This is a genomic window from Microbacterium sp. MPKO10 (assembly GCF_026107415.2).
Taxonomy (GTDB): domain Bacteria; phylum Actinomycetota; class Actinomycetes; order Actinomycetales; family Microbacteriaceae; genus Paramicrobacterium.
In genome coordinates, this window is the sequence record NZ_JAPCHX010000001.1 from 290,585 (window position 1) to 304,476 (window position 13,892).

A 13,892-nucleotide genomic window follows, 5' to 3' on the forward strand; every position below is an offset into this window, starting at 1 on the left:
GAGAAAGGAGGCAGGATGCCCCCATCCTGCCTCCACACCGTCCGCGGCAACCGCTTGAAACAAGCGGATCCCCAACCACTGCTCGCGGAGGCTTCCCTCAAACGACGATCGGTGCGATGCAGAGCGATGTCGTGTTCGCAAGCGTACCGTGAAACTGACCCCCAAACGAGGGGGAGTAGTCACCATTGCCCACGCGAGACAGGTGGCACGAGTGTTGCGAGCTCGTCGCGCACCCAGACCGCACCCGTTTCTCGCTTCTCGGCTCGTGTCGCAAACCGATACGCGAACACGCGGACGCGGATCGCGCGCGGTGGCGCCCCGCCAAAGGGGTCGTGACGCAGCAGCCGCAGCGTCGCAGCATCCGCATCAAGCAGCGCCCGAATCAGCCTCTCGAACCACAGGGCGCTCCCACCGCCAAGCGCGAGAAACCACATGAGCCAGTCGAGGCGCAGATGGTACGGGGCGAACTGCCGCGGGCGGCGACGGACATCGCCCGGTTTTCCTTTGAACCCGTACGCATGCCAGTCGCTTTCGCCCGGGTTCTCGGCCAGCGTCCCCTCGATCTCGACCTCTCGCCTCAGCTGTGTCACACTACCGAACGCGCCGTAGGCATTGCCGATGCCGAGTCGGTTGAAGCTCGCATTCATGAGCTGATTGCGCGAGAACAGGTTGCGCACCGCGGGGACGCTCAGCCACGCGCCGACGAGGAACGCCAGCGTCGTCAGCGCAAGCCACCAGAGCGGCGATGCGGATGCTGTCACGGCGGCGCCCGCTTCGGCAGAGCGGGAAGCGGCATCCGTTCCCCCGTCTTCCAGCGGAAGCCCGAACCAGCTCCAGCCTGGCCACCCGTGCCCGACGATCCAGCCGAGCACCGAGTCGCTGACGCCGGAGAACGCGACGACGATCGTCAAAACGTTGAGCCAGGCGAAGTTTCCCGTGAGCACGAGCCACAGTTGCGTCGCGATGATCAGCAGTGTGGCGATGCCGGCGATCGGCTGCGGGGCGAACAGCAGCAGCGGCATGCCGAGCTGCACGAGGTGGTTGCCGAGCGTCTCGGCGCGATGCACAGAGCGGGGCAGCAGGTGGGCCTGCCGGCTGAGCGGGCCGGGCATCGGCTGCGTCTCGTGGTGGAAGGTCATGGCCGTGAGGTCACGCCAGCTGCTGTCGCCACGCATCTTGATAAGCCCGGCGCCGAGTTCGATGCGCACGACGAGCCACCAGAAGAACACCATCACCAGAAGCGGCGGTGCGGTCTGGTTCGAGCCGAGGAATGCGGCGATCACACCGCATTCCAGAAGCAGAGATTCCCAGCCGAAGCCGTAGAAGACCTGTCCGATATTCACGATCGAGAGATAGAGCACCCACAGCAGCGCGAAGGCGATGAGCGGCAACCAGGGCGGTCCGAGTTGAGGCAGACCAAGAACGAGGGATGCCGCGACGGCGACGCCGAGCGCGGCGGTGAGGCGCAGCATCCTGTCGCTGTAACGAAAGGGCCGCAGCCGGAAGATGCTCGGCAGACGCCGTCCAGATGAGCGCGCGATCAGCCGGGGCGCGGGGAGAAGTCCGCGTTCACCGAGAAGCGCGGGAAACTGTGCGATCGCCGACACGAAGGCGATGACGAAGACGGCGGCGATGCCGCGCTGGAGCACCTCGCGCGCGATCGTGTAGTCACCGGCATCGAAGAACGCGAGGATGTCTGTGAAGGACACCGACGGTTCCGCCCCGGCAGCGAATGCTGCCGCAGAGATGACCCCGGGTGCTGTCATGACGACCTCCTGTCGCCAGCACACCACCGTGCGCTGCTGTGCCGCAAGTGCCACGTGCCGGAACACCGGGCAGACGCGGGAGCGCCGTACGACTCATCGTGTCCCGTCAGAGTTCGTTCAAGTGACGCAAATGGCTAGAACTTGAGCCATATTTTGACCATCTGCGCCACCTGAACCAGCACCCAGCGGCGTCTGCCGCGCAGGAGGGACAGAGCGAGCGCAGCCGCCCTCCCGGCACAGCTCAGTGATGTGCCGCGCGGCGGCGGGCCACGATCAGAACTGTCGCGCCGATCGCGATTACCGCTGCAGCCATCACCGACAACACCGCGACCATTCCGCCATCGACTCCCGTGTACGGCAACTCGCCCGAGGCGTCATCTGTGCTGGAATCGGTGTCACCCGACGTGTCGGAGCCCACCTGGTCGCCAACGGAGGGCTGCCCCGAACCGGCATCCGTGTCGTCGCCGGGAGCGTCGCTGCCATCGTCCGAGCCGGTGTCATCACCCGGCTCAGGCCCGCCCGCGCCGTCGTCCGACAGTGCGATGCCGTAGAAGCTCGTCGTCCCCGACACCTCGTTGCCCACAGCGAGCATCGGCAACCCGGTCGGCGAAGCATCGGCAGGAACGAACGCAATGCCTTCGGGGCCCAGATCACCGGCAGCCGACAGCACAGCGTCGGGGTCGTCAGCATCCTCAACCGACACCGAGAAGTCGCGGTTGTTCAGGTACGTGACGAACGTGGAACTCGACGGATTCGTCACGTCATAGACGGCAACGCCCCCGACGCGCTCAAACCCGACGAACGCGTAGGTGCTGCCTTCGATCTCGCCAAGTGCGACGCTCTCGGGTTCAGGGCCCTTGTCATCGCTGCGGCCCTCGAGGTCTGACTCGCTGTGGTTCGAGTTGAAGAACGCGGGGTTCGCCTCTGAGGTGATCTGCTCAAAGCTGTCTCCCGAGTCGAAGACCAGCTCGCCCGAGGTCGTCCAGATCGAGAACGACCGCCCTCCGAACGCATAGAGCTCTTCGTAACACGAGCCGTCATCGGCCAGCCCGAGATCGGTCACAACCGTGAGCCTGCCGAGCTCTGCGTCGTCCGTCATGCCGGCGAGCGGGCTCGACGCGCACACAGGAGCGAAGCCATCCTCACCGAGATCCTCCACCCGGGCCCCATCCTCGAAGTCGCCCCACTCGCGCGAATCGCCCTCGTTCGCCGTGACGAGATACGTATCGCCGCCGACGGTGTATGAGCTGATCCCGTCTGGCATGTATACGCCGCGCAGGCCCTCGTACGTCGCGATATTGACGGTCGATGCATCCTCCGGATCACGGTCAGAGGCATCAAGGCCGAATCCCGCAGCGCCGTGGTCTTTGAACCCGAGAAACCAGATGTCGGTGACGGATGCTGTCGCGAGATCCACGACCGCAACGGCGTTCGCCTCCTGCAGTGCCGCATACGCTGTGCCGCCCGAGACGGCGATGTACTCCGGCTCGAGATTGCGCGAGACGGGGAGGTCGCTCTCGGGCGTCGGGCCGAACACGCGCACGTCATCATCGAGCGCCTTCGACCCACCGGACTCGAAGTCGTGGAAGTCTGCCGTGCGCACAGCATCCTGAGTCGGCGCGGTGATGGAGTCGGGAAGCGCAACGATTCCGATCGAGCCCTCGGGGTCGACGGTGAAGTCGTCAGATGGCTCGCCTTCATTCGCCACAACCGCGTAGCTGCCGTCTGCGCTGATCGTGACCATGTCAGGCAGCGCACCGACCCGCACCGATCCGAGAACCGTTGCGGAGGCACCCGTATTCGCGTCGAAGAACAGCAGGCTTCCGGCATCCGTCTTGCGCTCTGCCTCGAGAGCGATGACTCCGAGGCCGTCGTCGCGAATCGCTATCGAGTTGGCGACGCCGGTGCCACTGATGGAGTACTGATAGGTGGGCGCCGTCGGAGCGCTGACATCGACGACGTCGACGACGGCGTTCTGCGCGTTGACGGTGTAGCTGCGGTCGTCGTAGAAGGCGACGATCTCGGCAGCAGACTGGTCGAAGACGCCGGTTTCGTAGCTTCCGAGAACGCTGAGCGAGAGTGCCGCGTCATCGGACGAGAGCGTGATGGGCTGGGTCGCCGGAGCAGCGGAAGCCGGCGCGGTCGTGAACGCGCCGAGAGCGACGGCGGTGACAGCGACGGATGCCGCGGCAGCGGTGAATCGTGACAGGGGAGATGCGTGTGACGAGAACAACAGGGGAACCTTCCAATGAGGGGGCTCTGCCTGTTTACGGGCGCAAGGTGTCGCGTCGGTGAACCACTGGTTGCGAGACGTGGGCGCGATCGGCGCCGCATCATCGGAGCCGCCGGCACGTCACGCTGGCGCGGAGGTCGAAAGTTCACGCATTCGGAGAAGCTGCGTTCCGCTCGACGTGTCGGTCGCCGACACGCCGCATCCTGCAGGGCAACTCCGAATCCTTGCACATCCGGACGGCCCGAATCGTGGGCCACCCCGACGTGCCCATGAGTGCAGACCCCGGTGAATGGCAGCCCACGTGAGCGCAGACCTCTGCATGGCGGCCGCGTGAACGCACCGACTACGAGAGCGAGACGTCGAGCACGACTTTGCCCTGTGGGCGCCCAGTCTCGACGCGGTCGAATGCCGCAGCAGCATCCACGAGCGGAAACACGGTGTCGACGCGCGCGTCATACCCGTGCGCGGCGATGAGCCTCGGCACCTCGGCGAGGATGTCCCACGCGCCATCGGCTCCCCCGCCAGTCGCGCGGGCACCCAGCTGCGGGGCGTCGAAATCCGCGATCGACACGACCTGTGCAGCATCCGACACGAGTGTGATCAGCTCCGGAAGCGACCCGGAGCCGGCCGTGTCGAGCACGGCGTCCACGTGCTCCGTCAGCGCGTGCACGCGGTCGGCGATCCCCGGACCGTACGCGACGGGCTCGGCACCCAGCGACGTCAGGTACTCATGATTGCGCTCGGATGCTGTGCCAATCACTCGTGCCCCACGCGCCCGCGCCAACTGCACAGCCGCCGCACCGGCTCCTCCGGAAGCGCCCTCAATCACGAGCGTCTGTCCCTCGCGCACGGTCAGGAGACGCAGTGCCCGCTCAGCAGTCTCGGTGACGAGCGGCAGCGCCGCCGCGTTCGTCCAGCCGAGCGCCGGCGGCTTCTGCACCACGTGCTTCAGCACAGCGAACTCGGCGTGCGTGCGGAAGCCCCAACCGAGCACTTCATCGCCGACAGCGACATGGTCGACGCCCTCGCCGACCTCATCGACGATTCCTGCGGCGTCGAACCCGGGAGTGACGGGGAACGTCGCGTCGCCCATCTGACCGTTGCGCTTCTTGACGTCGGCGCGGTTGACACCGGCGGCCCGCACGCGAATCCGCACGCGGCCCTCGCGTGCGTGCGGCTCATCCCGCTGACCGACTCGCATCACGGAACTGTCGCCGAACTCGTCGTAACTCACTGCCAGCATCACGTGCCTCCCCTAGACAGTAGACAGACTCTCGAGAGACCTCTGCTTCCCGAAGATCTCACGCCTCTGCTTCGAGGGTACGGGCGCCAGGTAACGCCTGGCCGAAAATCTGCACAGCATCCGATGCGTGCGCACGCGCCGCCACATAACCGTCCGGGCGGACGAGGTAGAACTCGCCGGCCACGAGCGGCGTCCCCGGTGCGGCACTGAACACGTGCACGTCGCACCCGAGGGAACGTTCGATCTCACGCACTACGCCCGGATTGACGCTGCCGTACTCGTGCACCTGCCAGGTCAGCGATCGCAGGGCGGCGAAGTTGCGTCCCGTCCACGGAAGGCGCCGCCCGATCACCGGATCACGCGTGCCATCCGCGCGCTCGCTTCCGGGCATGCGATATCTCACGCGAAGCTGGGCGAGGTAGCCGAAACCGCGGTTTCCCACCCATGTGTGCGGCACGACGCGGGTGACGGCTGGCCCCAGCACACGCGGGCCGATGCGCCGGATGAGCCGCGGCCCGAGGTCGCGCGAGGTCACGAAGCTGAACAGTTGATCCGTCGTGTCGATCAGGTGGTGTGCCACCGGCATCCGCTCTGATTCATAGCGATCGAGGATGCTGTCATCAGCGCCGCGCTTCACCACGTCGGCGAACGCGAATGCGAGGTTGTGGGCGTCTTGCAGGCCCGTGTTCATGCCCTGGGCACCCACGGGAGAGTGCACGTGGGCGGCGTCACCAGCGAGGAAGACGGGGCCGTCACGGAACCGCTCGGCGACACGGTGATGCACCCGATAGGTGGCGAACCAGGTGTGCGAGTCCCACGAGACGCCGAACGCCGCGCTGATCCGATCGCGGATCGCCGCCTCGAGAGCATCCGGGTCATCGTCGTCGCCCTCTGAGACGAGCGTGATCACGCGGGCGTGGCGCTCGCCCTCCATGGGGAAGGTCAGCAGCAGGTCTCTGTCTGCGGGACGGATGTTGATGGCGTCGTTGTCGAGTCCGCGGACGCCGATCGCGTCGATGACGCAGAAGATTTCGTCGTTCGTTGTGCCCTCGAAGGCGATCCCGCGCGCCTCTCGCACGGCTGAAGACGCGCCATCGGCACCCACGAGATAGCGTGCGGTGATCGTGCGCTCAGCACCGGCGTCGTCCGAGACGCGCACCGCAACTCCCCCGTCGATCACGTCGATCCCGGTGACAGTGGTTCCCCACTCGACGTCTCGCCCGCTGGCGTTCAGCGCGTCGACGAGGATGCGCTCATTGCGACTCTGCTCGAGGATGTACAGCTGCGGAAACGCCGTCTGGCCCAGACCGATCGACCCGAACTCGACGGGGTGGAGCATGCTGTGCCCGTACCCCGGGCGTGCGGCCGGCGCCGTACGTGCTTCCGCCATCACCCTGTCGGCAACGCCGAGCTGATCGTAGATCTCGATCGAGCGCGCCTGCAGCCCGACCGCGCGCGATTCTCGCGTGGGCTCGTGCTTGCTGTCCACGATCACGGCGTCGACATCGAGTCGGGCCAGCCATGCCGCGAGCATGAGACCGGTCGGGCCGGCTCCCACCACCACAACGTCGGTGTCCATGGCTCTACCGTACGCGCTCGTGCTGTGGGCAGCATCCGGTGTCTCGTCTGGCGCCCTGCGGTCGTGTTGCGGCCGGCGAGCTCTCTTGTCACACTGGTCACAGCGATGACGGGAGCCTGTGTGAACGAGCCATTCCACGCGATCGATGCGGATGCAGCGGAGCCCCCATTTGAGCAGCTCCGCGTTCAGCTGATCGATGCTGTCCGCAGCGGCAGCGTCGTCGCGGGCGACAAACTGCCGACCGTGCGCGGGCTCGCCACCGATCTCGGCCTCGCCGCGAACACCGTGGCGAAGGCGTACCGGGCACTCGAAGCCGACGGTCTCATCGAGACCCGGGGGCGCAGCGGCTCCTTCGTCTCAGCTCAGGGCGACGCGACCCAGCAGCGTCTGCAGCGCGCCGCGAGCGAGTATGCGGCGCTGGCCCGCGAGCTCAAGATCGAGCCGAGGGCCGCACTCGACTACGCGCGTGCGGCCCTCGGCATCCGCGATTGATCGGGGCTCTCGGGCAAAGAACGTGGTCCCGCCGTACTCGGTAACCCATGTGCGGTTCCGCCGCCCCCGGTTGCCCACTCGCAAAGCCCGGCGACGCCGCCTACTCGCGCGCTCGCAGATCTTTACGCAGGATCTTCCCCGAACTCGACTTCGGAATCGCCTCGACAAACTCGACGCTGCGAATCTTCTTGTACGGCGCCACCCGCTCGGCGACGTATGACATCACGTCGTCCGCCGTCACCTCGCCCTCGGCCGCCGCCACGACGAACGCCTTGGGGATCTCCTGCCCCTCGTCGTCGTGCACGCCGATCACGGCGACGTCCGCGATGCCCGGATGCCCGAGCAGCAGCGCCTCGAGCTCGGCGGGCGGCACCTGGTAGCCGTGATATTTGATGAGCTCCTTCACGCGATCCACGATGGTGAACCAACCGTCCTCGTGGCACGTGGCGACGTCGCCGGTGTGGAAGAAGCCGTCTTCGTCAATCGCTTCGGCCGTGGCGTCCGCGCGGTTCAGGTAGCCCATCATCACCTGCGGCCCTTTGATCCACAGCTCGCCCGCGGCCGTCACGCCATCGTCACCGAACTCCGTGATCTCGGCCCCGCTTTCGGGGTCAACGAGTTTGCACTCCGTATTCGGCAGCAGCACACCGACCGAGCTCAGCGGAATGTCGTCGCGCATATATGGCACCGCATGCGTCACGGGGCTGGTTTCAGTCAGCCCGTAGCCCTGCATCACCCGGGCATGGATGCGCTCGCCCGCCCGCTCTGCTGTCGCACCGTCGAGCGGGGCAGCACCCGAGAACACCGAGTGCACCGTCGAGATGTCGTAGTCGTCGACGACCGGATGCTTCGCCAGCGCGACAGCGATCGGCGGCGCAATGTAGAGATATGTGCACCCGTGGTTCTGGATGTTGGTCAAGAACTCGACGAGGTCGAACCGGGGCATCGTCACGAGGCTCGCGCGTTGGCGCAGGGCGAGGTTGAGCAGCACCGTCATGCCGTAGATGTGGAAGAACGGCAGCACCGCGAGTACGCGGTCGGTGTCGCGCAGGTCGATGTTCACGCGCGACTGCTCGACGTTGGCGACCAGGTTGCGGTGGCTGAGCTCCACGCCCTTCGGCGTCCCCGTCGTTCCCGACGAATACGGCAGCACGGCGAGGTGCGTGGCCGGGTCGATTGTCACCTCGGGCGGCGTGCGCTTCTCGCTCAGCAGCTCGCGCAGGTTCGGATGCCCCTCGGTACCGTCCAGCACGATCACGTGGTCGTCCGGGATGCTGCAGGCCTCAGCGGCCTCTGCGGCGTGCGGGAGCAGCGGGCTGACCGTGACGATCCAGGTGGCACCAGCATCCTCGATCTGCTTCTGAATCTCGGCCGAGGTGTACATGGAGTTGAACGTCGTCACGGCTGCACCAAGCCTCAGGATGCCGTGGAATACCGTGGCGAAGGCCGGGACGTTCGGGCACAGAAGCCCCACGACAGTGTCGCTGCCGACGTCGCGCGCGGCGAGCGCGCCGGCGAACGCATCGATCTGGGCCTTGAGCGCACCGTAGGTGGTTTCGGCCCCGTTCGACGGGTCGATCAGGGCGATGCGGGTGGCATCGGCGTCGCTCAGGTCGTCGAACAGGTAGTCATAGACGCTGAGGTTGGGAATCTCCACGTCGGGGAACGGGCTGTGGAACACGAGAGTTCTCCTTTGAATCGTCGTGAGTGCTCCGGCACGCCGGAGAGGGTTGCCGTCCATCTTGCCACTCCGGGCCGCGGTCTCCACCATGTGCGCTCCGAGGGGCCCGCCTACCTCCTCAAGCGTGTCCCGCTCAGCATTTGCCTTCAGGAGTCTCCCTCGGGCGCATCCCCCTCAGACAATTGCCCTCACGCACTCCCCCGTTCTTGCCCGAGCGTTCACCCGGCCTGCGCTACATAATTGGATCTGCGCTCCAGAAAAAACTGTGGCGCAGATCCGATTATGTAGCGCACAGGGGAACCGCGAGGGCGCGAGCCCGGAAACGGCAACCCTCACGCGATACGTCCCTCGTCAGTCGCGCGTGCGCCCTGGGGGCTCCTCAGCGCGGTTCAGAAGTTCCCGCGAGTGCAGAACGTCGCCGATGAACAGGTCGTAGACGATCACGCCGATGACACCGCCGATCAGCGGCCCCACGATCGGAACCCAGAAGTAGGCGCTGAACGAGCCTTCGACGGTGCCGGGGAGCGCCACGTCACCCCACCCTGCCATCCACGCGAACAGCCGCGGTCCGAAGTCACGCGCCGGGTTGATCGCGTATCCGGCGTTGGCGCCGAAGGATATGCCGATCGCGGCAACCGCGAGGCCGATCAGCAGCGGCCCGAGGCCGGCCTTCACGGCGGCGTTGCGCATGTCGATGATGGCCGCCACGAACATCACGAGGAAGGCGGTGCCGACGATCTGGTCGGCGAGCGGAATCCACATGTTGCCGTCGAAGTACGGCGCGGGGAACGTCGCGAAGATCGAGAACGAGATGTTGCCGTCCGGATCGGTGCGTGCGACCCCCATGGCCTCGTTGAACGCGTTGATCGCGTCGAAGTACAGCAGGTACACGAGCGCGGCACCGACGAATGCGCCCACCACCTGGGCGACGATGTACGGCACAACCTTCTTCCAGGGGAATCGCCGTCTGACGGCGAAGGCGAGCGTCACCGCGGGGTTGATGTGCGCACCGCTGACGCCGCCGGCCACATAGACACCGAACGCCACGGCGAACGCCCATCCCCACCCGATGAGCAGCCAGTCGCCTGCTCCGAGGAAGAAGCTCGTCGGATCTTCCGTTCGACCCGAACCGGGCAGTCCAGCGACCGCCATCGCCACAACTCCATCGCCGAACGCGATCAGTACGAACGTGCCGAGAAACTCCGCGAGCACCTCCCCCCACGTGCCGTTCAGCCGTTTCAGTCCGCTGCCGTGCCGCAACGCACCGCGCAAGGGCGTGATGTCACTCATGATGAGCCTCCTGGGTATCGACATCGATGTCTCTACGTCCGAGGGTCTCGTTTCGAAACGGGGCTCTCTTTCTGCACAGTACGCTCGGCCAACACGCCGTGCAACAGTTTTATTCGCCCGGTCAGCGCTCAGCCGAATACCGCAGTTCGGGCCGCCCGGCCTGCCCGTAGCGCGGGGCGACGCTCGCGCGCCCGATCTCCGTGAGGTACTCGAGGTAGCGCCGTGCGCTCACGCGTGAAAGACCCGTCAGTTCGGCGATCTCGGCCGCGGATGCTGATTCCTCCTGCTCCGTGAGTGCCTGCGCCACGCGGTCGAGCGTCGCCCTGCCGATCCCCTTGGGCAGCGCCGCCTGCGGCATATTGACGCGGCCGCCATGCATGATCGCGTCGATCGCCGATTGGTCGATGGCCGCGCCCGGCTGCGTGTCGAGCTGCCGCCTGGTGCGTGCGAACTCGGCGAGCGCCTCGCGCAGCATCCCGGCACTGAACGGCTTCACCAGGTACCGGAATGCGCCGCCGAGTTTCGCCCGGCGAACGCTGTCGAGATCACGCGCCGCCGTCACGGCAATGACGTCGATGTCTCGCGTGTCAGCGTCCGCGCGCAGCGTGGCCAGCACGTCCAACCCGCCGATGTCCGGCAGGTACAGATCGAGGATGATGAGGTCCGGCTGCAGCACGCGCGCCCGACGCAGAGCCTGCTCGCCCGAATGCGCACGGCCGACAACGGTGAAGGCGTCGAGCGCCTCGATGAATCGCTCGTGGATGGCCGCGACGGCGAAATCATCATCGACGACGAGAACGGCGAACGGCGTCACGACGCCCCACCGCCGATCGGTGCTCGCGCGGCGACATTGAGAAGCACGGCGGTGAACGTCGACCCCGCCCCCTCTTCGGTGACGAGCGTGACGTCTCCGCCATGCCGCCTGGCGATGCGCCGCACGAGCGCGAGGCCGATCCCGCGGCGTCCGTTCGCCGAGGTCTTCGTCGACACCCCCGTCTCGAAGATTCGCTGCGCCAATCGGTCGGGAATGCCGGGGCCGTCGTCGCTCACCGTCACGATGCAGCCGTCATCGTCACGGATGCTGACGGTCACCGACCCGCCCAGCTCGCACGCGTCCAGGGCGTTCTCGATGAGGTTGCCCACCACCGTCAGCACATCATCACGGGCGTCGGGCTCACCCGAGAGATCACTCAATGCGCTCTCGGGGTCAATGTGCAGAGCGATGGCTCGTTCACGGGCACGCGCGTCGAGTGAGATGAGCAGTGCGCTCACTTCGATGTCCGCGATTCCGGGGTGGGCGCTGTCGCCGTTGAGAGCTCCCCCTCCGTTGGTCCGTTCGATGAGCGCGACGGCTTCGTCTGCGTGCCCCAGCTCGATGAGACCGGAGATCACGTGCAGCTGGTTCGAGAACTCATGTGCTTGCGCGCGGAGACCCTCAGCGAGACTCTGCACGCCTTCGAGCTCGCGCAGCATCTCGTGCAGATGCGTGTGGTCACGCAGGATCAGCACGCTTGCCGTCGGGCCGCTCGGTACGGTGACGCGGTCGCTGTGTGCGATCAGCACGCGGTGACCGGCGAGGATCAAACGCTCATCAGCATCCTCCTCTCCAACGAGGTCGAGAACGGCCGACTCGAGGACGTCACGGGCCGGGCGCCCGACGTAGTGCTCGTCGTCAAGATCGAGAAGGCGTCTCGCCTCGTCGTTGATCAAGGCGATGCGCTGCTCGTCGTCGACGGCGACGATGCCCTCGCGAATGCCATGCAGCATCGCGTCTCGCGTCTCGAGCAGTGCGGCAATCTCGTCGGGTTCGAGCGAGTAGATGCGCCGGCGAATCACCCGCGTGGCCCACGCAGCGCCCAGCACCCCAAGACTCGCCGCGATCGCCAGCACGATGACGAGCTGCAGAGTGTCGGCGACGAGCGCCTCATCAAGCATCGACTCGAGCATGCCGACAGACACCGTGCCGATGACCTCATCTCCATCGAAGACCGGCACCTTGACCCGCCACGATTCCCCGAGCGTCCCCGTCTGCGTGCCCACGTACATCTCTCCCGAGAGCGGAACGGAGGGATCCGTTGACACACGCTTGCCGATGCGGTCTTCGTTGGGGTGCGAATACCGGATGCCGTGGGCATCCGTCACGACGACGTAGGTGACGTTCGATGCCTGCCGAATCACTTCGGCGATCGGCTGGATCGTCGCGGCCGGGTCGTCTGTCTCGTAGGCGTCGAGGATCGCCGGCATCTGCGCGATCGACTCGGCCACGTGCACCATGCGGTTCTTGTACGCCTCGCGGAGCTCATTCTCTTGAAACCAGGACGATGCGATGCCGGCGGTGACGACGGTGACGAGCACGATCGACACTTGCAGCACAAGCAGCTGCACTCGAAGCGACATTGGCCGAGTCATGCCAGCAATTGTGCCATCGACGGGAGACAGCTGGGCACCAGCATCCGTGACCACTATGACCACAATGCACTCAATGACCGGATGCTTCCGGCCACTCGCCTCCTCCCCCTATTGTCGCTGCAACCCCTCCCGCACCGAAGAGGGGCCATCACTCAATGAGGAGGATCACATTCCCATGGCACACAGCCGAAATCGACGCCGATGGGGAATCGGCGCCACAGCGATCACCGCCGCAGCCGCACTCGCCCTCACGGGCTGCTCCGCCGAGGCCGGCGGGGGCGGAGGAGACGCGGCAGACGGTCCGTCGAGCGTCGACATCATCGTGCCCGCTGACCCGGGCGGCGGCTGGGATCAGACCGGCCGCACCATGCAGCAAGTGCTGACGAGCGAGAAGATCGTGAATGACGCTCCCGTCACCAACATCGGCGGGGCCGGAGGCACCGTCGGTCTCGCCTCGCTCGCGACGGAGAAGAACCCGTACACGCTGTTCGTGACGGGACTCGTCATGGTGGGCGCTGTCGAGACGAACGAGTCACCGACGCGCATCGAAGACACCACGCCGATCGCCAAGCTCACAGAAGAAGCGCTCGTCGTCGTGGTTCCCGCCGACTCGAAGTACAAGACACTCGAGGACCTCGTCGAAGACGTGGTGAAGAACAAGAAGGATGTGACCATCACGGGCGGGTCTGCCGGTGGTGCCGACCATATTCTGGCGGGACAGCTGCTCGCAGCAGCCGGAGTCGCACCCGAGGACACCAACTCAACGCTGAACTACATCGCGAACTCCGGCGGGGGCGAAGCCGTGACGATGCTGCTTGGAAACAACGTCTCGGCTGGCATCTCGGGTGTTGCCGAGTTCTCTGAGCACATCGAGTCGGGGAGCCTGCGGGCCCTCGCCGTGTCATCGCCCGAGCGCTCGGAGCTGCTGCCCGACACCCCGACCATCACCGAGGCCGGGTATGACGTCGAGCTCACCAACTGGCGCGGGGTCCTCGCTCCCGGCGACATCTCTGACGATGAGCGCCAGGCCCTGATCGACATCGTCACCGAGATGTACGAGACGGACGTGTGGAAGGACGAGCTCAAGAAGAAGGGCTGGGCCGATGCCTTCATGGCGGGAGATGAGTTCGACGACTTCATCGCCTCAGACATCACGTCCGTCACCGAGACCCTCACCAACATCGGATTGATCTAGCATC

The 13,892-nt window shown here is 66.1% G+C and carries 10 protein-coding genes; 2 read left to right on the forward strand and 8 right to left on the reverse strand.

The window, feature by feature from the left end; translation table 11 throughout:
- Nucleotides 1-179: 179 nt before the first annotated feature.
- The 4 genes from OK352_RS01390 to OK352_RS01405 all read right to left on the reverse strand — a co-directional run bounded on the left by OK352_RS01390 (nucleotide 180) and on the right by OK352_RS01405 (nucleotide 6,821).
- Nucleotides 180-1,766, reverse strand: coding sequence for a lipase maturation factor family protein (locus tag OK352_RS01390; protein WP_265139598.1), 1,587 nt, complete (start codon nucleotides 1,764-1,766; stop codon nucleotides 180-182).
- A 241-nt stretch (nucleotides 1,767-2,007) separates the two neighbouring features.
- Entirely contained in the window at nucleotides 2,008-3,999 is a 1,992-nt protein-coding gene (locus OK352_RS01395) for a choice-of-anchor I family protein (protein WP_265139599.1), read from the reverse strand.
- Nucleotides 4,000-4,342: 343 nt separating this feature from the next.
- Complete coding sequence (locus OK352_RS01400; RefSeq protein WP_265139600.1) at nucleotides 4,343-5,242, reverse strand: NADP-dependent oxidoreductase; 900 nt, start codon at nucleotides 5,240-5,242, stop codon at nucleotides 4,343-4,345.
- Nucleotides 5,243-5,300: 58 nt separating this feature from the next.
- Nucleotides 5,301-6,821, reverse strand: coding sequence for an FAD-dependent monooxygenase (locus OK352_RS01405; RefSeq protein WP_265139601.1), 1,521 nt, complete (start codon nucleotides 6,819-6,821; stop codon nucleotides 5,301-5,303).
- A gap of 120 nt (nucleotides 6,822-6,941) precedes the next feature.
- Here OK352_RS01405 and OK352_RS01410 point away from each other — a divergent pair, with 120 nt between their 5' ends.
- Nucleotides 6,942-7,313, forward strand: coding sequence for a GntR family transcriptional regulator (locus tag OK352_RS01410; protein ID WP_265139602.1), 372 nt, complete (start codon nucleotides 6,942-6,944; stop codon nucleotides 7,311-7,313).
- 100 nt (nucleotides 7,314-7,413) lie between these two features.
- Here the strand turns inward: OK352_RS01410 and OK352_RS01415 are convergent, their stop codons facing one another.
- From OK352_RS01415 to OK352_RS01430, 4 genes are all read right to left on the reverse strand, one after another.
- Nucleotides 7,414-8,994, reverse strand: coding sequence for an AMP-binding protein (locus OK352_RS01415; RefSeq protein WP_265140248.1), 1,581 nt, complete (start codon nucleotides 8,992-8,994; stop codon nucleotides 7,414-7,416).
- Nucleotides 8,995-9,345: 351 nt separating this feature from the next.
- Nucleotides 9,346-10,284, reverse strand: coding sequence for an MIP/aquaporin family protein (locus OK352_RS01420; protein ID WP_265139603.1), 939 nt, complete (start codon nucleotides 10,282-10,284; stop codon nucleotides 9,346-9,348).
- A gap of 121 nt (nucleotides 10,285-10,405) precedes the next feature.
- Nucleotides 10,406-11,098, reverse strand: a complete 693-nt coding sequence (locus tag OK352_RS01425) for a response regulator (RefSeq protein WP_265139604.1) — start codon at nucleotides 11,096-11,098, stop codon at nucleotides 10,406-10,408.
- A complete protein-coding gene (locus OK352_RS01430) occupies nucleotides 11,095-12,693 on the reverse strand; it encodes an ATP-binding protein (protein WP_265139605.1) in 1,599 nt (532 codons plus the stop codon). Before OK352_RS01430 ends, OK352_RS01425 begins: the two co-directional genes overlap by 4 nt.
- Before the next feature lie 175 nt (nucleotides 12,694-12,868).
- Here OK352_RS01430 and OK352_RS01435 point away from each other — a divergent pair, with 175 nt between their 5' ends.
- Nucleotides 12,869-13,888, forward strand: coding sequence for a Bug family tripartite tricarboxylate transporter substrate binding protein (locus tag OK352_RS01435; protein ID WP_265139606.1), 1,020 nt, complete (start codon nucleotides 12,869-12,871; stop codon nucleotides 13,886-13,888).
- Nucleotides 13,889-13,892: the final 4 nt, after the last annotated feature.